At 68.0% G+C, this 19791-nt stretch carries 20 protein-coding genes; 10 read left to right on the top strand and 10 right to left on the bottom strand.

Features of this window, described 5'->3' with window-relative positions:
- The first annotated feature begins 59 nt into the window (after nucleotides 1–59).
- The 5 genes from HV826_RS06440 (at nucleotide 60) to HV826_RS06420 (ending at nucleotide 3317) form a co-directional block, all read left to right on the top strand.
- The gene (locus HV826_RS06440) at nucleotides 60–812 is read left to right on the top strand and encodes an energy transducer TonB (protein ID WP_176416121.1); all 753 of its coding nucleotides are present in this window, start codon (nucleotides 60–62) and stop codon (nucleotides 810–812) included.
- A 77-nt stretch (nucleotides 813–889) separates the two neighbouring features.
- Nucleotides 890–1573 (top strand): MotA/TolQ/ExbB proton channel family protein, encoded by a 684-nt coding sequence (locus HV826_RS06435; RefSeq protein ID WP_163781013.1) that lies wholly within the window; start codon nucleotides 890–892, stop codon nucleotides 1571–1573.
- Nucleotides 1574–1698: 125 nt separating this feature from the next.
- Entirely contained in the window at nucleotides 1699–2115 is a 417-nt protein-coding gene (locus HV826_RS06430) for a biopolymer transporter ExbD (protein ID WP_140788496.1), read from the top strand.
- Complete coding sequence (locus HV826_RS06425) at nucleotides 2115–2615, top strand: biopolymer transporter ExbD (RefSeq protein ID WP_176409491.1); 501 nt, start codon at nucleotides 2115–2117, stop codon at nucleotides 2613–2615. The genes HV826_RS06430 and HV826_RS06425 overlap by 1 nt, the downstream gene beginning before the upstream one ends.
- Before the next feature lie 78 nt (nucleotides 2616–2693).
- A complete protein-coding gene (locus HV826_RS06420; RefSeq protein ID WP_163781006.1) occupies nucleotides 2694–3317 on the top strand; it encodes a DUF2378 family protein in 624 nt (207 codons plus the stop codon).
- Here the strand turns inward: HV826_RS06420 and HV826_RS06415 are convergent.
- Nucleotides 3218–3892 carry a hypothetical protein gene (locus HV826_RS06415; RefSeq protein ID WP_176409492.1) on the bottom strand — a complete coding sequence of 225 codons (675 nt, stop codon included), beginning with the start codon at nucleotides 3890–3892 and terminating at the stop codon, nucleotides 3218–3220. The genes HV826_RS06420 and HV826_RS06415 overlap by 100 nt on opposite strands.
- 197 nt (nucleotides 3893–4089) lie before the next feature.
- Between HV826_RS06415 and HV826_RS06410 the strand changes: the two genes are divergently transcribed.
- Nucleotides 4090–5733: a YifB family Mg chelatase-like AAA ATPase gene (locus tag HV826_RS06410; RefSeq protein ID WP_176416120.1), complete on the top strand. Its 1644-nt coding sequence runs from the start codon at nucleotides 4090–4092 to the stop codon at nucleotides 5731–5733.
- A gap of 23 nt (nucleotides 5734–5756) precedes the next feature.
- Here HV826_RS06410 and HV826_RS06405 read toward each other — a convergent pair whose 3' ends face one another.
- Complete coding sequence (locus HV826_RS06405; RefSeq protein WP_176416119.1) at nucleotides 5757–7133, bottom strand: NAD(P)/FAD-dependent oxidoreductase; 1377 nt, start codon at nucleotides 7131–7133, stop codon at nucleotides 5757–5759.
- A gap of 292 nt (nucleotides 7134–7425) precedes the next feature.
- Here HV826_RS06405 and recA point away from each other — a divergent pair, with 292 nt between their 5' ends.
- Nucleotides 7426–8457, top strand: a complete 1032-nt coding sequence (gene recA / locus HV826_RS06400) for a recombinase RecA (protein ID WP_176416118.1) — start codon at nucleotides 7426–7428, stop codon at nucleotides 8455–8457.
- Here recA and HV826_RS06395 read toward each other — a convergent pair.
- The 4 genes from HV826_RS06395 to pssA form a co-directional block, all read right to left on the bottom strand.
- Entirely contained in the window at nucleotides 8454–8963 is a 510-nt protein-coding gene (locus HV826_RS06395; protein WP_176416117.1) for a DUF1285 domain-containing protein, read from the bottom strand. The two genes, recA and HV826_RS06395, sit on opposite strands and share 4 nt — an antisense overlap.
- A 57-nt stretch (nucleotides 8964–9020) precedes the next feature.
- Nucleotides 9021–10346, bottom strand: a complete 1326-nt coding sequence (locus tag HV826_RS06390) for a hypothetical protein (protein ID WP_407938384.1) — start codon at nucleotides 10344–10346, stop codon at nucleotides 9021–9023.
- A 206-nt stretch (nucleotides 10347–10552) separates the two neighbouring features.
- A complete protein-coding gene (locus HV826_RS06385; protein WP_176416115.1) occupies nucleotides 10553–11818 on the bottom strand; it encodes a CinA family nicotinamide mononucleotide deamidase-related protein in 1266 nt (421 codons plus the stop codon).
- Between the two features lie 111 nt (nucleotides 11819–11929).
- Nucleotides 11930–12796 (bottom strand): CDP-diacylglycerol--serine O-phosphatidyltransferase, encoded by an 867-nt coding sequence (gene pssA / locus HV826_RS06380; RefSeq protein WP_176416114.1) that lies wholly within the window; start codon nucleotides 12794–12796, stop codon nucleotides 11930–11932.
- 93 nt (nucleotides 12797–12889) lie between these two features.
- On the opposite strand from pssA, the gene HV826_RS06375 reads away from it, so the two are divergent.
- The gene (locus HV826_RS06375; protein WP_176416113.1) at nucleotides 12890–14053 is read left to right on the top strand and encodes an alpha/beta fold hydrolase; all 1164 of its coding nucleotides are present in this window, start codon (nucleotides 12890–12892) and stop codon (nucleotides 14051–14053) included.
- A gap of 40 nt (nucleotides 14054–14093) precedes the next feature.
- Here the strand turns inward: HV826_RS06375 and HV826_RS06370 are convergent, their stop codons facing one another.
- On the bottom strand, nucleotides 14094–15425 hold the full coding sequence (locus HV826_RS06370; protein ID WP_368670850.1) for a hypothetical protein: 1332 nt from the start codon (nucleotides 15423–15425) through the stop codon (nucleotides 14094–14096).
- Nucleotides 15426–16035: 610 nt separating this feature from the next.
- Between HV826_RS06370 and HV826_RS06365 the strand changes: the two genes are divergently transcribed.
- Complete coding sequence (locus HV826_RS06365) at nucleotides 16036–16305, top strand: HU family DNA-binding protein (protein ID WP_002635502.1); 270 nt, start codon at nucleotides 16036–16038, stop codon at nucleotides 16303–16305.
- A gap of 21 nt (nucleotides 16306–16326) precedes the next feature.
- On the opposite strand, the gene HV826_RS06360 is transcribed toward HV826_RS06365, so the two are convergent.
- Both HV826_RS06360 and ltaE read right to left on the bottom strand, forming a co-directional pair.
- Nucleotides 16327–17334: a M23 family metallopeptidase gene (locus HV826_RS06360; RefSeq protein ID WP_176416111.1), complete on the bottom strand. Its 1008-nt coding sequence runs from the start codon at nucleotides 17332–17334 to the stop codon at nucleotides 16327–16329.
- A gap of 99 nt (nucleotides 17335–17433) precedes the next feature.
- Complete coding sequence (ltaE, locus tag HV826_RS06355; RefSeq protein ID WP_176416110.1) at nucleotides 17434–18459, bottom strand: low-specificity L-threonine aldolase; 1026 nt, start codon at nucleotides 18457–18459, stop codon at nucleotides 17434–17436.
- Nucleotides 18460–18527: 68 nt separating this feature from the next.
- On the opposite strand from ltaE, the gene nth reads away from it, so the two are divergent.
- Complete coding sequence (gene nth, locus HV826_RS06350; RefSeq protein ID WP_176416109.1) at nucleotides 18528–19244, top strand: endonuclease III; 717 nt, start codon at nucleotides 18528–18530, stop codon at nucleotides 19242–19244.
- Here the strand turns inward: nth and def are convergent.
- Entirely contained in the window at nucleotides 19198–19731 is a 534-nt protein-coding gene (gene def, locus HV826_RS06345; RefSeq protein ID WP_176416108.1) for a peptide deformylase, read from the bottom strand. The two genes, nth and def, sit on opposite strands and share 47 nt — an antisense overlap.
- Nucleotides 19732–19791: the final 60 nt, after the last annotated feature.

The raw sequence follows: 19791 nt of genomic DNA, 5'->3' as shown, positions 1-19791 counted from the left end.
CCTTTCATCTGGGCGGGGCGTCGTCGATGGGTGTCCACTGGTGAAGAGGAGTCTAGTGCATGTTCGATTCAGTCCTTGACCGTGGTCAGGGGCCCAAGTCGCGGTTCGGCGTCGGGGCTACTGTCTCGGTTATCCTCCATGTGGCGCTGTTCGGCCTCTCCATCTGGCTGTCGACTCGGCCGCCGGTCGAGGAGGAGAAGGAGATTGAGGTCACGCTGAAGGCGACCATGGCACCGCCTCCGCCTCCTCCGCCTCCTCCGCCTCCTCCCGCATCTTCGACCAAGCCGAAGACGCAGCAGAAGAAGCCCAAGAAGCCGGACACCATCGTCCAGCCGAAGGAGATTCCGAAGGAGGTTCCCAAGGAAGTGGAGCCCTCCGAAGAGCCTCCCTCCGAAGAAGAGGCGAGCGAAGAAGTCGTCGAGGGCGGCGTGGAAGGTGGCGTGGTCGGCGGCGTCGTCGGTGGCGTGGTCGGTGGTGTGATTGGCGGCGTGGTCGGCGGCCAGTTGGGCGGGACGGGAACCGACGTCCTTCCGTTCGGCGCGGGCATGACGCGTCCGGAGAAACTGTCCGGTCCTCAGCCCGAGTACTCTCGTGAGGCGCTCGAGGCTCGCGTCCAGGGAACGATGATCGTGAAGTGCATCGTCACCGTGGAAGGTCGAGTGGAGAACTGCCGGATCATCAAGCCCCTGCCCCACATGGACCGGGCCGTCCTGGACGCGCTGGCGTCGTCGCGCTACAAGCCGGTCACGTTCCAGGGCCGCCCTGTGCAGGTGGACTACACCTTCACCCTGAACTTCAAGCTGCCGCGCTGAGTCCGGGCGCGTCGTTTAGAGCTAGAGCGGTATCGCCGACTACCCCGCGCTCGTGAGGAGGAGCGCTCAACCCAACCATGCAATTCACTCTCGCAGAAATCTGGGCGCATACGGGCCTCTTCGCCCGTTCGGTCATCTTCACCCTGGGCATCATGTCCATCGCCTCGCTGGTCGTGATGGCGGAGCGCATGATCGTCTTCCGCAAGACGCGGGCTGACAGCCGCAACTTCGCCGCGAAGATGGGTGCCATCCTGGCCAAGGGCGACCTGAACACGGCCGCCAACACCAACCTGGGCAAGGACGTGGGCCACCTGGGCCGGGTCATCAACTCCGGACTGACGGCGTACCGGATCAGCCCGAACAACAAGGACGTGGCGGTGGAGTCGGTGGCGCGCGCGCTGGAGCGTCAGGCGCAGCGTGAGGTCCAGAGCATGAAGCGCGGTCTGGGCCTGCTGGCCACGGTCGGCTCCACGGCGCCGTTCGTCGGTCTGCTCGGCACCACGATGGGTATCGTCAACGCCTTCCAGCTGATGGCGCAGGCGGGCTCCGGCGGTCTCGGCACCATCTCTGCCGGTATCGCCGAGGCACTCATCACGACGGCCTTCGGTCTGCTCGTGGCCATCCCCGCGGTGATGGCGTACAACTTCCTGCAGGGCTGGGTGGACGCGCGCTCGGTGGACATCTCCGAGTCGTCCAACGAGTTCCTGGACGTGGTTGCCCGCCACCTGGGTGGTGGCGCGCAGTCCTCGCACGCCGCCTGAGACGTCCCGGGCGAGCCGGGGACGACCCGATGCCCTTCACGGTGACTCTGTCTCCAGCTCTTCTTCGGGGAGCTGGAGGCCCACCGTGAAGGCGGGCACCTCCTTACCAGGAAACAGGTAAAGACATGGGAATGTCAGCAGGCCCCAAGGGGGGCGTCAAGAGCGACATCAACGTCACGCCGCTGGTCGACGTGGTGCTGGTGCTCCTCATCATCTTCATGGTCGTCACCCCGATGCTCCAACGTGGCAAGTCCGTGGAGCTCCCGAAGGCCACCGAGATCGAGAAGGAAGGAAAAGGGAAGGAAGCCGACCCGCTCATCCTCTCCATCACCCCGGACAAGAAGGTGTTCGTGGAGAATGACCAGGTGGATGAGAAGGGGCTCCAGGAGAAGCTCACCGAGGAGATGTTGAAGGATCCAGGCAAGAAGATCCTGCTCAAGGGCGACAACGCGCTCAGCGTCGGTGACGTGCGCAAGGTGCTGGACGTGGCCCGCAAGTCCAAGGCCAAGCAGATCTCCCTGGGCGTCGAGGAGAAGAAGTAATGGCCGGCCGCAAGCAACGACAGTGGGTCAAGCCCCAGGCGCAGCCGAACTCGGAGATCAACGTCACGCCGTTGGTCGACGTGGTGCTGGTGCTCCTCATCATCTTCATGGTCGTCACGCCGCTCCTCGAGAAGGACATCGTGGTGCGCGTGCCGGACACCGAGGTCGAACAGGAGCCGACGCCTCCCGACCCGGACGACCAGCAGTTGGTGGTCCAGCTCGACAAGGACGGTGGCTACTCCATCAACACGGAGAAGATTGCCCCCGCCGACTACGTGACGCGGCTCAAGCGCATGCTGGCGGCCAAGAAGGCGGACGACAAGGTCGTCTTCTTCATGGCGGATGACGCCACCAACTACGGGCGGCTCATCACCGCGCTGGACGGCGCGAAGGCCGCTGGCGCGAAGGTGTTGGGCATGGCCACGGAGCTGCCGCAGAACGCCATCATCCAGGGCACCTCGGTCGATACGCCGACCCCGCCCCCCGCACCCACGCCCTGAGACTCCTCTTCCGAAGCCTACGCTCCGGGTGGGTACGTGGTTCACATCGAGAAGCTCGTCGGCTAGAGTTCACTCCTCATGGCCGACGAGCTTCTCATTTTCGAGCAGACCATCGAAGCCCTGTTCCTGCGAGCGCTGCACGGGCGTCTGACGCCTGAGTGCAAGGCGCGCCTGCGGCAGGCAGGGCTTGATGTGGACCAGAAGCTCCGGCCGGCCTACGCCTTCGACGCGTGGATGACGTTCCTCCGCATCACCTCGGAGGAGCTCTTTCCCCAACTCCCGCTCGAGCAGGGCACCTGGAAGCTGGGCGAGTCCTATATCGAAGGCTTCCGCGAGACGATGCTGGGCCGCGCCGTGCTCTCATTGCTTCGCGTGCTGGGACCCCGCAGGACGCTGATGCGGGCTACGCAGAACTTCCGGGCTGGCAACAACTACACGGAATCCAAGCTGCGTGAGCTGGGGCCCACCCAGTTCGAACTCTGGATGAACGAGGTAGGCCCCTACCCTGCCTTTACCGCGGGCATCATCCACGCGGGGCTGCGGGTGGCCGGCGCGCAAGACATCGTCATCGAGATGTCCGGCTACGACGGCCACGCCTGCGTCTACCGAATCAACTGGAGCGAGGCCTCGGTCTCTTCCGGCGTGGCGGGCAGCGGAGACTCCAAGGCCGCCAGCAGGTCGGGGTCCATCAGCTCCCTGTAGATGAACTCCGCCAGCAAGCCCGTCACCATCCAGATGGGCAGGATGTAGAGCGAGGTCATCTGCCAGAGAATGGCGCCGGCATCCGCGTAGTACCAGATGCGGTACCCCGTGAGCCGCTCCAGCATGACGCCGGAGAAGCCCTCGAAGAGCAGGATGACCACTCCGTACACGGCGGCGCGCAAGCCCGTGTGCTGGTACAACATCCAGCGGTAGAGCGGCTCGATGAAGCAGAAGCACGCCACGCCGTAGATGACGAACATCCACAGCGAGCACTGCCCGTACGCCGTGGCGATGGGCGTGTCCCAGATGGCGTTGAGCCCCAACCGGTCATCCACGCGCCATTGGAAGCGGAAGAGCGCCTCCAGCAGCGGTACGTGCTGGGCAATCCGCACCAGGTTGTAGAAGAAGATTTCGGCGCTGAGCCCCACCATGCCGTAGAGGCAGAAGCGGAACACGCCGAACGCCACCTTCATCCGTTGGCCACGTTTGATGTCCGCCCTGCGGATGCGAACCTGCCGGCGCTGACGAACGACCCCCGATTCCACTGCAGCCTCTGCCCCCATTGCGTCCCCCAAGGTGGGTGAAACGCTACCGGACTCGTCAGGGCATGGCTAGTCCTGGCTTCACAAATACCACGGGACTGAAACTCCGCCTCCCGAGGCTGAGATGGGCATCCGCTGCCGTGGATTGGCGCGCGCGAGCCGATGCCTGGGGTGGGACTCGGTACGTGCATTGCTGAAGGACTCCGCGCGGCACGGCGAGAGGACGGGACATGCTGGCGAGGGTGCGGTCGGGGGCGTTGATGGGTATCGACGTGGTGGTGGTGGAGTGTGAGGTCGACATGGCGCTCGGCCTCCCCTACTTCAACGTCGTGGGGCAGGCGGAGGGAGCGGTCCGGGAATCGAAAGTCCGCGTCATCTCCGCGCTGAAGAACACGGGCTTCGAGCTTCCCCAGAAGCGAATCACCGTGAATCTGGCGCCCGCGGATTTGAAGAAGGAAGGCGCGGCGTTCGAGCTGCCCATCGCATTGGGCGTCCTGGCCGCCGCGAAGCTGATGGACGAAGCCCCCCTGGGACGGCTTCTCTTCGGGGGCGAGCTGTCCCTGGACGGCACGCTCCGCCCCATCAAAGGGGTGCTTCCGTTGGCGGTGGCGGCGCTCAACGGCGGCTTTGAAGGCGTCATGGTGCCCTGGGCCAACGCGGCCGAGGCGGCGCTCGTCGAAGGACTGCACGTCTTTCCCGTGAAGACCCTGCGGGAGGCGGTGGAGCACCTGACGGGGGTTTGCAGCATCACGCCCTATACGCGGCAGCGTGAGCCCAGGCTCCTGGCACCAACGGGACAAGCGCCTGACATGTCCGATGTGCGCGGACAGGCAGACCTGAAAATCGCCCTCGAAATCGCCGCGGCGGGGGGCCACAACGTCCTGATGTCCGGGCCACCGGGCTCGGGGAAGACGATGCTGGCGCGGCGCCTGCCCGGCATCTTGCCGGAGATGACGTTCACCGAGGCCATGGAGGTGACGAAGGTCTACTCGGTGCTGGGGTTGCTGGGCGAAGACCACGCCTTGATGCGCGAGCGCCCCTTCCGCGCGCCGCACCACACCCTCTCCGACGCGGGGCTGGTGGGAGGTGGCCTCTCGGCGAGGCCCGGCGAACTCTCGTTGGCGCACAATGGCGTGCTCTTCCTCGATGAGCTTCCGGAGTTCCGGAAGAACGTGCTGGAAGTGCTGCGCCAGCCCATGGAGGAAGGCGTCATCCACCTGGCACGCGCCAACCAGAACATCACCTATCCCTGCCGGGTGATGTTGGTGGCCGCGATGAACCCCTGCCCCTGCGGCTACTACAACGTCCCCAACCGCCCCTGCACGTGCGGCGAGCAGCGCGTCTTCGACTACATGACGCGCGTCAGCGGGCCCCTGTTGGACCGCATCGACATCAGCCTGCAGACGCGCCCGGTGGAGTATCACCACATGGCCCGCTCGACGGTCCAGGAACCCTCGAGCCGCTATTACCGCGAGCGCGCCCAAGTCGCGCGCGAGCGTCAACGCGCCCGCTATCGCGATGAGCCGGGAATCCACTGCAACGCCCAGCTTCCCGCGCACCTGCTGCGCCGGTACTGCGACATGAGCGAACGGGCCGAGCACATGCTGCAGCAGGCGGTGCGGATGTTCGGCCTGTCCGCGCGAGCCCATGACCGCCTCATGAAGCTGGCGCTCACGCGGGCAGACCTCGAGGGACACGAGCGCATCGAGCAGTCCGACATGCAGCTCGCCATCAACTGCCGCATGCTGGACCGACGCGGGGCGATGCAAGGCAAGCTTCACGGCGCCCGCCCTGCCCCTCCGCCAGACGCCGCCGTCTGGCGGAACACCGGCCCCTCCGGCAGGGCCAGCCCGCTGGAGGACCTGGATGGCTGAGGACTGCCGCGCGCGGCAGTGCATCAGTGCGTCGCGGGCTCCGCGTGAGACGCCGTCGTCTGGAAGCGGGGCTCCGGGATGGACGGGGTCTCTCCGCCCACCGGCGAGGCGTGGGTGGACTGGAGCCGATCCAAGCGAGGCGAAGGGCCGGTGATGATGCGCGCCGACTTGCCAAACGTCAGGTACGAGTAGGCCCAGTTGAGCAGCACCGCCAGCCTGCTGCGGAAGCCGATGAGGAAGGTGATGTGGATGAACAGCCAGGCCATCCAGGCACCGAAGCCCGCCTGCTTGAAGCGACGGAAGGCGATGCCCACGGCGTGGCCACGGCCAATCACCGCGTAGGAGCCACGGTCCCAGTAGGAGAAGGGCTCCATCGGCTTGCCCTGCAACTGGCAGCGGATGTTGTGGGCGGCGTGCTTGCCTTCCTGCATGGCCGCGGGAGCAAGGCCTGGCACCGGCTTGCCCTCCGCATCATTGAGCGAGGCCAGGTCGCCAACGACGAAGACTTCATCGTGACCTGGCACGGTCAGCTCGGGCGTCACGAGCACGCGCCCGGCCCGGTCGAGTTCGACGCCCAGCGACCTGGCCACGGGCGATGCCGCCACGCCCGCGGCCCACAACACCGTCCGCGCGGGGATGAACTCCTTGCCAATGAAGACGCCTTGCTCGGTGATGTTGGTGACCCGAGCCCCCGTGCGAACCTCCACCCCCAGCTTCTCGAGCGTGCGGCAGGCCTTCTGTGACAGGTCATCCGGATAGACAGGCAGGACCCTGTCCACACCCTCGATGAGGATGATGCGCGCATCGCGCGGGTCGATGTTCCGGAAGTCCCCTGAAAGCGAATGCCGGCTGATTTCCGCCAACGAGCCCGCGAGCTCTACACCCGTGGGGCCCGCGCCGATGATGACGAAGTTGAGCAGCGAGCGACGAATCTCCGGGTCCGTCTCCCGCTCCGCCAGCTCGAAGGCCACCAGGATCCGCCGGCGAATCTCCACCGCGTCCTCAATGGACTTCAGGCCAGGGGCGAACTGAGCCCAGGCGTCATTGCCGAAGTAGGAGTGCGTGGCTCCCGTGGCGATGACGAGGTAGTCGTACCTCAGCTCTCCATCGGTGAGCAGCACCCGCTTGCCGGCGGTATCCACGCCCGTCACTTCCGCCAGCACCACCGCCACCTGGTGCTGCCCCAGCACCGCGCGGAGCGGCGCCGCAATCTCACTGGGACTCAGCGTCGCCGTGGCCACCTGATAGAGCAGGGGCTGGAACAGGTGATGATTCTGCCGGTCCACCATCGTGACACGCACGGGTGCCTTGTAGAGATGGCGGGCGGCATAGAGGCCGGCAAAACCACCGCCGAGGATGACCACATGGGGCACGTCTTCGCGCTTTGATTTCGGGCTCACGCAGGGAAGTTCATGCCTGCCCAGCTCATCTTCAACGCAAAGCACCATCCGCCATGCCGCCATGCGTGGGCTCCCATACTTGTTTCTCATGCGACTGCCGGAACGGCGCGCGCACACTCCACGCTACCGGACACACAGCCACGCACCTGGACACCTCGACGCTCATCTCTCAGGGGGGAGCGGGCGGCACAGGGGTTGCTTTCCTGTCTGTCCGCTGCGCTGGTGGCGCCATGACGGCGTCCCTGGACGCGGCATCCAACACAGCAAGGGCGGCGAGGGAGTGGCAGACGCGATGAGCAAGCTGGCGGAGAAGCTGAAGGCGGTGGCGGCGGCGGTGGCGAGCATCGAGAAGCAGTTCGGACGAGGCTCGGTGATGACGTTGGGCGGAGAGGCGCGCGAGCAGAAGGTGGCCGTCATCCCCTCCGGCTCGGTGGGAGTGGACCGCGCGCTGGGCGTGGGCGGCTACCCGAGGGGCCGTGTGGTGGAGGTCTTCGGGAACGAGTCCTCGGGCAAGACGACGCTCACCCTGCACGCGATTGCCCAGGTGCAGGCAGCGGGAGGCGTGGCGGCCTTCATCGACGCGGAGCACGCGCTGGACGTGTCCTATGCACGAAAGCTGGGCGTCCGAGTGGAGGAGTTGCTCGTGTCGCAGCCCGACACCGGCGAACAGGCGCTGGAAATCACGGAGCACCTGGTGCGCTCCGGCGCGGTGGACCTCATCGTCGTCGACTCCGTGGCGGCCCTGGTGCCACGGGCCGAAATCGAAGGGGAGATGGGAGACGCGCACATGGGCGTCCAGGCGAGGCTGATGAGTCAGGCGCTGCGCAAGTTGACGGGCGCGGTGAGCCGGTCGGGCACGTGCATCATCTTCATCAACCAGATTCGCATGAAGATTGGCGTGATGTTCGGCAATCCGGAAACCACCACCGGCGGCAATGCGCTGAAGTTCTACGCCTCCGTGCGCATGGAGATTCGCCGCACGGGCAACATCAAGGACGGAGACGCCGTGGTGGGCTCGAAGGCGCGAGTGAAGGTGGTGAAGAACAAGGTCGCCCCGCCCTTCCAGGAAGCCGAGTTCGACCTCATGTATGGCAGCGGCATCCACCGCGTGGGGGAAGTGCTCGACCTCGGCGTGGCCACGGGCCTCATCGAGAAGTCGGGCAGCCACTTCAGCCTGCGGGGAGAGCGCATCGGCCAGGGACGGGAGCGCGCCGCCGAGTGGCTGCGCGAACACCCCGACGTGCTGGAAGCGCTGGGCAAGGAGCTCACGGGGACCTCCGCCCTGCCTTCCCCGACTGCACCGGTGGAGGTCGCGGCCGCCTAGACGGAGGACGCCAACGCGTCCAGGGCGACAGGGACGGCGAGCTTGCGCTGACCGACACTCAGCACGAGCCCGCCGTCGGGCCCCTCCTCCAGGAGCAGCCCGAGCTGGTACTGCGCGTCGCGGGAGAGACGCGCCTGGGCCCGCCCCTGCTTCACGCGGCAGGACAGCACGCCGTCCGCGTCCAGATGCAGGCTGGCGACGTCCAGCGCCTCCGCAGTGCGATCACTCAGGCGCACGGACACCCGCTCGTTGGGAGTGACGTCCACGGTCCGGACCTCGTAGGCGGCGCCTTCCACCTGGATGAAGCACCAGTCGTTGCCAATGCGGAGCTGGTAGCGGCCCGCTTCGTCCAGCACGAGCGAGGCGTTGAAGAGTTCGATGATCTTGGGATGGAGGATGGGCTCGTCGTCGTGCCACCAGCGCATCCTGGCGTCGAGGCGGATGCCGCTGTCCTCACGGGTGTGCCAGCGCTTGCCGGGAGGCGGCTGTCCAGTGGGTGGTTGCATGACGTCTCTCATCTGCGCGTGGAGCGCGAAGGTTTCAAGCCCATGAAACGTGAGGCACTACCAGTTCCGGACAAGTTCCGTGTAGCCGCGGAAGGCCACGGCTCCCCAGAAGTTCACCAGCACGCCAAGCGCCACCGCGGCCAGCACCGCCCGACTCCGCAGGGACCAGCCACCCAATGCGAAGAGCAGGAGCAGGTAGGGCGTGTAGTCGAGGCTGAACCGGAAGCCGAACTGCATGTAACCGGTGTTCTGGTAGAAGAGCCCGGGCAGCGCGCACACCGCCACGGTGAGCCACACCGGCCAATGCAGGCGCGGGCGCGTCTTCGGTACCAACAGGAAGACGAGCAGCGGCAGCGTCAGCAGCAGCGTCAGCCCGTGCGGGTCATATCCCAGCTTCAACGGCGACAAGGACACCGAGGGCAGCTTGAAGAAGGCCGCCTCCAGGTTTCGTGGCAGGTACTCCCAATTGAAGAGCCCCGTGCGGTCGATGTCCACGTTGACGCGGTTGTTGAAGAGGTATGCGTGCCCGAACTCGCTCAGCCGGCCGTAGCGGTAGACGTTGTAGGCGGCCGCGAGCGCCGCCAACGGCGCGGCGCCCAACGTGAAGAGGCCCAGCTTCTTCGCGGCGGGCTTCCAGTTCCGCGCCAGGGCCTTGAGCTGCGCCAGACGAGGTTCCGGCCCGGGACACAGCGCCTCCAGCACGAAGAAGAGCCCCGTGAAGAGCAAGGGCGTCCGCGTGAGCGTCGCCATGGAGAAGAACAGGCCCGCCAGCAGCGGGCGATGCGCCCGGACGGCGTTGCGAACGTAGAGACAGGTGAGCGCCACGCCCATCACCTCGGCGCTGAACCAGACCTCTCCTCGGATGGCGCAGTAGAAGAACAGGGTGCCGAAGGCGAGGATGAGCGCCAGGGCCACGTTCTCGTTGCGGTTGCGCTCCGTCTCCCCTTCCTTCGCCAGGAAGCGCAACAGCGAGAAGAAGAGCGCCACCGCCAACGCACCGACGACGACGCCGAACGAGGTGTCATTGAACTGATAGCCGTGCAGTGCGACGAAGGGCAACATCGCCACCGCGGGGAAGGACGGGAAGCTCACGAACCAGCGGTCCGTTGGGAGCGGGCGCCCGGTGCAACGGACCTTGTCGCCGTTCACCATGCGGACGCAGGCCCAATCCTCCATGTTGGGCAGCACCTGCGGGTCCACGTCCAGCCGCCCCTCCAGCCACGCCTGGGCCTGGTAGACGAAGTGAGGCGCGGCGCTCTGGCGCAGGAAGCGCTGGGAGCTGAAGCTGGCGAGCACCACGAAGGCGACCACGAACAGCGCCACCTCCACGCGGTAGGCGGACAGCCACACGCGCGTGACGTTCAGCGGCAGTCCTCCCGACATGGGGGTACCCGGTGAGGACGCGGGCTCGGGTGACACCGAAGGCGAGGCGGCTTCAGGCTCGGAGGAAGGGACTGGCGCGCTGGCGGCCGCGGGCCCCGCATCCTGCTGCGGAGCGACGGGCGCGACAGCGGGCGCTCCTGACGCGACCGGTTCGGAAGCTCCCGGTTCGGAGGAGGACGGACGGGGGCGCTTGGACTTGGAACGGCTCATGGGGTAGCGGACGCGGCGAGCAGGTGCTGCCGCAGCATTTCAAGCGTGTGGGAAGCGGCGAACAGGCGCACGCGATCTCGGTCGCCGGTGACAGAGATGCGCTCACAGCGGGTGGGCACGCCAGGCGCCGACAGCGCGCAGTACACAGTGCCGACCGGGTCCTCCCGCGTGCCGCCACCCGGGCCCGCGTATCCCGTCACCGACAAGCCATGGGTCGTGCCGCAAGCAGCGCGCACGCCCTCCGCCATGGCCTCGGCCGTCTCGCGCGAGACAGCCGTGTGTCGTGCGAGCACGCCGGGAGGGACGCCCACCCATGCGGATTTCATCTTCTCCGAATACACCACCGCGCCGCCGATGAAGACCTCGCTGGAACCCGGCACGGCCGTGAGCTGCTGGGCGATGAGGCCACCGGTGCAGCTCTCCGCCACCGCCAGGGTGGCACCCGCCCGACGAAGCGTTTCGAGGACCACCGCGGCGTACGCCTCCGAGTCCACACCGAAGAGCTTCGTGCCCAGCAGCTGACGGCACTCCACCTCCACGGCGGCGAGCGCGGCATCCGCCTCCGCTTGCGAGGGGGCCTCCGCCATCAGCTTCAGGTGGTTTTCGGGTGCATGGGTCCGGAAGCCGAACACGATGCGGGGATGCCGGGGGCCCATGGGCGCGACCGCCAGGTCGAGCTCCGACTCCGGGATGCCCACCGTGCGCAACAGCCGGAAGGCCCGGTAGGTGCGCTCGGGGCGTGCGTCCAGCGTGGCGCGGATCCGCGGCAGCACCTCGCCTTCCAGGAGCGCCTTGAACTCACGGGGCACCCCCGGAAGGAAGAACACCTGGGCGCCTCCCAGCGTCATCAAGACGAGCGGCGCGGAGCCCTCGGGGTTCCTCACGGGCTCGGAGCCTCGAGGGACGCGGGCCATGCGCAGTGCGCTTGGGTTGGGCGACAGGCCTCGCGCGGCGTAGCGCTGGCGCAGCCAGTCGAGGACCTGGGCATCCTCCTCCAGCGGCACCCCCGCGGCCTCCGCGGCGCATTCGAGGGTGAAGTCGTCCGACGTGGGACCCAGTCCTCCCGACACCACCACCACGTCCGCACGCGAAGCGGCTTCCTTCAGCGCCTGGGTGATGTCCGGCCGCACGTCTCCCACCAGGACCACGCGCTCCACCTTAACGCCAAGGTCAAAGAGGCGGGCCTCCAGGTACGTGCTGTTCGTGTCCGTAATGAGGCCGGTGACGAGCTCGTCACCGGTGCACAGCAGCTCGACGCGCATGGGCCGCGCATCCTAGCGGCAGCCGGGCGACTGGGCACGGACCGAAGCGCCCCCCAGCCGCAACGCCCCCTGGTCTGGAAGGGGGCCGGGCGGGAAACAGCGGCCTCCAGGTCAGAGGTACGCGGGCCCGTCGTTGCCCTGGGTGGACTCCGTGTCCTCTTCTTCCTCGTCGTCGATGACCGTGGCCACAGCGACCGCGGCCACCGCGCAGGGGTCCGCCACCTTGCGAGCAACCAGCCGGCTGCGAACCAGCATCGCCGACTCCACCAGCCCCAGCGCGAGGTAGGCGCCGCAGCACGCCACCAGCACCCAGGCCGGGTGCAACTGGGTCGCGATGACCGTGCCGCCCACCACCACGAGCATGAAGGCCAGGGCGCTCTTCCGGTTGGGCCGCGTGTCCTTGAAGGTGCGGTAGCGCACCGTCGACACCATCAGCAGGGAGAGTCCCGCCACCGCCACCGCCATGGGCACCAAGGCGCCGTCGGCCAGGGGCTCCCCCTGCGTCGCCGCGTGGTGGGAGATGATGACGGAGACCAGCATGCCGGCCGCCACGGGGATGGGCAGGCCCACGAAGAAGCTGCCACCACCTCCGTGCGGGTTGCGCGCCGCCAGCACGTTGAAGCGCGCCAGCCGCAATGCGCCACAGGCCGCGAACGAGAACGCGATGAACAGCCCCACGAAGCCCAGGGGCTCAAGCGCCCACTTGTACACCAGGAGGGAGGGCGCCGCCCCGAAGGAGATGACGTCCGCCAGGCTGTCGAGCTGCACGCCGAAGTCGCTCTGCGTCTTCGTCAGCCGGGCCACCCGGCCATCGAAGCCGTCGAAGAACATGGCGAAGAAGATGGCCAGGGCCGCCTGATACAGCTGCACCGGTTCGGCGTCCCCTGTGCACAAGGTGATGGCGTAGAAGCCGCAGAAAATGGACGTGACGGTGAAGAGATTCGGCAGCACGAACATCAGTTTCCGCAACTTCATCATTCCCTCGACTTCCTCTGATGGCCGTGACTTCCCGGCGGCAGGACGGCGGGTGAACCGACCTTAGCAGGGTTTTATTTTTGAGAAGGAGGATGCATGGACGCTTCGCGGTGGGTGGTGTGGGTACTGGTCGCTGGAATCGCCCTCGTTCTTTGGAACGTCCTTTGGGTCGTGGCCGTGCGGCGATGGTACCGACCCAGGGCGGAGTTGCCCCAGGTCCTCCGCGCCCGCTGCGAGGACGGTTGGGAGCTGGTGATTCACGCGCGGCGCGCGACCGTGCGCCGATTCGAGGAGCCCGTGCTGCTGTGCCACGGGCTCGCGGCGAACCGGTTCACCTTCGACTTCGAGCCCCCCTACTCCGTCGCGCACTACCTGACCGAAGCGGGTTTCGATTGCTTCAGCGTCGAGTGGCGCGGCACCGGGCACTCACGCCAGCCGCCTCGAGGCCGGAGGTACACGGACTTCACCATCGACGACCACATCGTCCAGGACGGCCCCGCGCTGTTGGAGCTGGCGTTGAAGGAGACGGGTGCGAAACGCGCCTTCTGGCTCGGCCATTCCCTGGGCGGGCTGGTGGGCTACGGCGTCGGCCAAGGCCCGCACGGGGAGAAGCTTGCGGGGTTGCTCACGCTGGGCGCGCCCGTGCACTTCAAGTCGGAGCCCTTCCTGCGTACCCTCATCTCCATGGGCGTCCGCGCCGCCTGGCCCGCACGCTTCCGGCAGGAGTGGATGAGCGCAAGCCTCGCGCCCTTCCTGGGATACGTCACCCTGCCCCTGTCGGACCTGCTGGTGAACCCCGAGCACATCCCCCCCCGCATCCAGCGGCAGGTCTACGCGAACATGATGTCGTCAATGAGCCGCAAGGTGCTGCTCCAGTTCCAGGACTGGATTGAGCACGACGTGTTCCGCTCCTTCGACCACGCGAAGGACTGGCGCGCCGGCATCGCGCAGCTCCAGCTTCCGCTGCTCGTCATGGGCGGCAGCTCGGACCGGCTGGCCACGCCGGCCAACGTGGAGTCGCAGTTCGCGCTCGCCACCGCGCCCGACCGCACGCTGCACATCTTCGGCACGGACCACGGTGACAAGATGGACTACGGACATGGGGACCTCATCTTCGGCACCGGCGCGCCGTCGGAGGTCTACCCCGTCGTCCGAGAGTGGCTGGAGCGACATGCCTCCGCCCTGCCCGCCGCCATCACCGACCCCGCCCCCGAACAAGTGGAGGAGGCGCCTCGCGAGCCGGAGCGCTCCGTCCCCTGAGCATCCAGTCGGCGGGAGCAACGTTTGTCGCCGTGCGGGCTCACTTCGGACTGGCGTGGACACACCGCGCCGACAGGCCTCGCGTGTCCTCGGAGCGGAATTCCTTCAAGTGCACCTGCGTGGTGCCCTCGCACTCCGCATGGATGAACCCCGACTCCAGGCCACTCGCGGAGAGGGATTCCACGCGCAGTTCGCCGTTTCCCAGAGCGCCCAGCGCCGTCGCCGCCCCTTGAATGTCCACGTTGGCGGCGTTCATGCGCGCCAGGGTGTCCGTCAGCAGGCCCACGTACCCGCAGGTCTCCAGCTTCGCGCCCCGCAGTGACACGCGGGCATTCTGAGCCGCGAGGACACACGCGCCCTGCGCATCGCGCACCACGACGCCCTCCACGTCCGCTTCGACCTGACGCAGGTGCAGGCCATCCCCGGTGACACCGTCGGCCGTGTGCACCCGGCGGATGTCCACGTCGCGGAGCCGCAGCTTCCCGCGCAGCGCCATCACCCCGTACTCGGCGGCGCCGTCCACCCGAACGCCCTGGACGTCCAGGTCCCCGCCCGAGAACTGAAGCCCTCCATAGGCGCCGCTGTCCCGAATCACGATGTCTCGAAGCCGGGCGCGCGACACCAACAGTCCCATTCCAGCCCGAGTGGCCCGCACCGACGTGAAGCGGTGCACATCAAGCCTGCGTGCTCGCATGGAGGACACGCCGTACTCGTGCCCCATCACGGAGACCTCATCCAGGATGAGGGTGCCGTCCATCACCGAGAAGGCCGCCGCCTGCCCACCTTCCGCGGTGGAGCGCCGCACCTCGGCGTACGCGCCATCCACGCCCACTGCTGTCGCGGCACCCGTGAACTGGAGGGCCTCCAACGTGGCCCGCACGTCCGCGCCGCGCAGCCGCACGGCACGACGGTAGGGGCCGGTGAAGGTGCTCGCGCGGATGTGGGCCTCTACGGTGACTCCGGACTGCCTCGGGCCTCCCTGCCGCGCTCCAGCGCCCGTGCCAGCTTCGCTGTCGTGGTGGGCGCGCTCGGCGCCGTCCGTGTTCGACAGCACCTCGGGCGTGAACGAGGCGTCTCGCGGTGACGATGGCTCGCCACCCTCCGGAGACGGGGCGCGCCCACTTTCGAGCAGCACCCCCACCGTGGTCGCTGGCGCCGCCTCAAACCGACTGTCCTCCACGTCCAGCCGCCCCGCCGCCACACGCACCGCTCCCGTCACCTGCCCGCTGAAGCCCACCCGCCTCAGCCGGACACGACCGCCGTCCGTGAGCTCCAGCCCCCAAAGCCCACCCTGGACGACCAGGTCCGACAAATACGCATCTTTGCTCACCCGAAGCGCCGCGCGAGCGGAGTCCTCCGCGTGCAGAACCACCCCCGGCCCCTGCCCCTCCACCCGGACGCCGGGTGGGATCAGGAAAGGCCCCGAGTAGCGTCCGGGGGCTACCCGCACGGTCAGGCCCCCGGGCCGCGCCAGTGCCTCGCCAAGGCGGCGCAGCGGGCGCTCACGCGAGCCGTCGCCAGGCTCCGCTCCAGCCGCATCCACCCAGAGGGGGTCGGGAGCAGCGGACGACGCAGGCGGTGGCGCCCCGCGAGGCGCCGGGCTCCGGCAGGCGCTGGCGAGCAGCAGGATCAAGACCAGGAAGGTTCGAAAACGCACGCAAGCGAGCATCCTAGCGCCTTCCCGCCGGAGTTGACGCGAACGCGATCAGACCCCCTTCTCAAGTGATCAATATTCCAAAGACTTTCTTGAAAACACGATCACACACGGCTTTTTCCAATTCACCGCGAATGGGTGGCGACGATGTATCGGAAAGCGACGCGCCACGCTCTTCCTACGCCCGGTGTTTCAGAGGGCCAACTTTTCGTCTGGAGGCCGATTTTCCGGCTCCAAACCGCGGTCGGCATTGACAGGGAAAAGAGCGATTTGTTACCACCAGCCGGGTTAAAGCACTTCAAGGCCAGACAACGGACGGAGGGGCGTAATGACCAAGGCAGAGCTCGTCGAGGTGGTGGCGGCGCAGACACGTCTCACCAAGAAGTCGGCGGCGCAGATCCTCGACATCGTCTTCACCAACATCGGTAAGGCGGTGAAGAAGGACGCCCGCTTCAGCTACCCCGGCTTTGGAACCTGGTCGGTCCGGTCGCGCAAGGCTCGCAAGATTCGCAACCCGCAGACCAACGAGATGATGAAGCTCAAGGCGTCGAAGACCATCGGCTTCCGGCCCGCCAAGGAGCTGAAGAACTCCCTCTAGGACACCGCCCAGGGACTTCGCTCAGGGGCGCTCACCCGAAAGGGGGCGCCCCTGTTGCGTTGCGGGGTAGCGCCCGCCGGGCCCCCGGGCCACGGACGGCATGGGCTCCGGAGGCGGCTCCGCGTCACCCAGCGCATCCAGCGGGTCCATGGGCTGGCCGTCGCGCCACAGCTCGAAGTGGAGGTGGACGCCGGTGGCGAGCCCCGTCTCCCCCGCGAGTCCCACGGCGTTGCCTCGCTCCAGCACCTCGCCCGGGGCCACCAGCACGCGGGACAGGTGGCTGTAGCGCGTCACCCAGCGGCCGTCGTGTTGGACCGCCACCTGGAGGCCGTGGTCGCCATTGTGGCTCGCACGCAGCACCACGCCCTTGTCCGCCGCGTAGATGGGCTGGCCCTGCGTCGCGGCCAGGTCGACGCCCAGGTGGCGTCGGTGCACGCCCGTCACGGGGTGCCAGCGGTAGCCGAAGAGGCTGGTGACGGACACCGGCTCCACCGGCCAGGTGAAGCGCGGAAGCCGCTCCTCGGCGGGCTCGGGCGGCTGCTCCAGGCGGCGCAGCTCGGCGGTGCGCAGCGCCAGTCGGCCCACGCGCAACACCACCGCCTCGGCCAGGGGTGCCGGCATGTCGCCGTAGGTGAAGCCGTCCCGCTCCAGCTCGGCCTCCAGGACGCTCTGGGCCTGCAGCAAATCATCCGAGCCGACGCGCGGCGCCGCGGGACGCGACAGGAAGCCATCCAACGCGAAGGTCACCTGCTCCCAGTTCTCCACCTGGGCGGCGGGCATCGTCCCGCCTCGCGCCACCTGCTGACGGAGGCCCTGCGCTCGCGACGCGAAGGCGGCGAGCACGGCATGCAGCTCCGGTGCGGTCTCAGGCGCGGGCGGACGCACTCGGAGGGGCGCGGGCGCGGCATCCGGCGCGCGCGGCCGTGAAGCCGAGGTGGCGTAGAGCTCCTCGAAACTCATCTTCGGCTCCGCGCCACGGGTAGCGCAGGCACAAACACCAACAAAGGCGAGGAGGCTGAGGCGGCGCACGGCGGTGCGAGCCTACCATGCCCCGCCTGGAGCGCTCCTTCCCCACCCCGCGCGCGCCCAGGGGTGTCCACGGGCGCGAGTTTCACCCCAAGGCTTTGCTCAGCCCACGGCGCGGCGGATGCGCCGCAGGGCTTCGTCGATGTCGGCGGCGGACACATCCAGGTGGGTGACGAGGCGGAGCGTCCGCGGAGCGCCCGCGGGGTTCGTCAGGACCCCGTGCTGCTCCAGGCGCGCCACCATCTCCAGGGCGGGCCGGGAGAACTCCGCGAAGAGCATGTTGGTCTCCACCCGCGAAGCGTCGACCTTCACGCCAGGAAGCTCCGCCAGCCCCTCCGCCAGCCTGCGGGCGTTCGCATGGTCCTCCGCCAGCCGCTCCACATGGTGCTCCAGTGCATGGAGCGCCGCCGCCGCCAGGATGCCCGCCTGCCGCATGCCACCGCCCAGCCGCTTGCGCAGCCGGCGCGCCTCGCGAATGACGTCCGCGCGTCCCGCCAGGGCCGAGCCCACCGGAGCACCCAGGCCCTTCGAGAAGCACACGGACGTCGTGTCCGTCAGCGCGGCCCAGGCGGACACCGGCACGCCCAGGGCGACACCGGCGTTGAAGAGCCTGGCCCCGTCCAGGTGGACGACCAACCCCGCCTTGCGCGCCGCTTCCACGACGGCCCGGAAACGCGCCACCGGCCACACCGAGCCGCCACCCCGGTTGTGCGTGTTCTCCAGCGACAGCAGGCGCGTGCGCGGGTTGTGGATGTTGTCCTCGCGCACGGCCGCGCTCACGTCCTCCGGCGACAGCAGGCCACGCTGTCCCGGCAGTGGCTGCGGCTGCACGCCCCACAAAGCAGGCACCGCGCCCCCTTCGTAGTGGAGGATGTGGCTGCCTGCCTCGGTGAGCACCTCGTCTCCCGGCCGGCAGTGCGCGCCGATGGCCAGCTGATTGGCCTGCGTCCCCGAGGGCACGAAGACAGCGGCCTCCAGGCCGAGCCGCTCGGCCACCAGGGCCTCCAGGCGGAGCACCGTGGGGTCTTCGCCATAGACGTCATCGCCCACCTCGGCTTCGGCGATGGCGCGCCGCATGGCGGCCGTGGGCTGGGTGACAGTGTCGGAACGGAAGTCGATGCGCTTCATGAATCTCCCCGAATGGGTGCGTCCAACCGGAGCTTGGGCTCGCAGCCGGTGTGACATACAACGGCGCCGTGCCTGGACGTGAGACAGTCACTGAGAAGCGAAAGCGCGCGCTGCGGGTGATGGACCGCCTGGCCGCGGACATGCCGGATGCCCGCATCGAGCTGGACTACCGGACGCCCCTGGAGCTGCTGGTGGCCGTCATCCTCTCCGCGCAGTGCACGGACAAGCGCGTCAACCTGGTGACGCCGGCCCTCTTCCAGCGCTTCTCCGACGCCCGGGCCTACGCGGAAGCGGAGCCGTCGGACGTGGAGCCCTTCATCCGCACCTGCGGCCTGTACCGCGCCAAGGCGAAGAACATCGTCGCGGCCGCCCGGGCGCTGGTGCGGGAGCACGCCGGGCAGATTCCCTTGCAGCGGGACGCGCTGGAGAAGCTGCCAGGCGTGGGCCGCAAGACGGCGGGCGTGGTGTGCATCCACCTGGGAGGCGACGCGGCGTTCCCCGTGGACACGCACGTGAAGCGGCTCGCCTTCCGGCTCGGGTTCACCACGAAGGCGGACCCGGACAAGGTGGAAGCCGACATGCAGGCCGTGCTGCCGTCGGAGCGGTGGACCCTGGGCCACCAGCTCCTGGTGTGGCACGGGCGGCGGACCTGCTTTGCCCGCTCGCCCGCGTGTGAGCGCTGCGTCGTCGCGGACCTGTGCCCGAAGAAGGGCGTGAAGGGCCAGAAGGACGCCAGCGCTACGGAGACGCCGGCGCGCTCACCTCGCGCTCGCGCGAAGTCTTGAGGCGCTTCATCCGCTTGCGGATGAACTCGCGCTTCAGCGACGAGATGTGGTCCACGAAGACGGTGCCGTCGAGGTGGTCCGTCTCGTGCTGCACCGCGATGGACAGCAGCCCGTCACAGCGCAGCGTCTGCTCCTGACCGTCCGGGTCCAGGAACTTCACGGTGACCACGGCGGCCCGGTCCACATCCGCGGCCTCGCCGGGGATGGACAGACAGCCCTCGTTGTAGGTCGTGTCGCCTTCCATGGCGATGATCTCCGGATTGATCATCGCAAGGGGCTTCAGCTCCGGCTGGCTGTGCGTGGTGTCCAGCACGATGACGCGCTGGAGCACGCCGATTTGCGGGGCGGCCAGGCCCACGCCTTCAGCGGAGTACATCGTTTCGAACATGTCCTTCACCAGCGTGCGGGTGGAGTCATCCACCTTCGCCACCGGCTTGGCCTTCTGCTTCAGGACAGGGTCGGGCCAGATGAGGATCTCGCGGACCATGGACGCCGTCTTAATCTCCCCGGAGCGCACGGGCAACCGCTCCGGGTGAGCCGCCTCGCA

The sequence above is a fragment of the Myxococcus sp. AM010 genome (assembly GCF_013372585.1).
GTDB lineage: Bacteria > Myxococcota > Myxococcia > Myxococcales > Myxococcaceae > Myxococcus > Myxococcus vastator.
The sequence above is the reverse complement of the archived record's forward strand: the minus strand, read 5'-3'. Positions and strand labels throughout refer to the sequence as shown.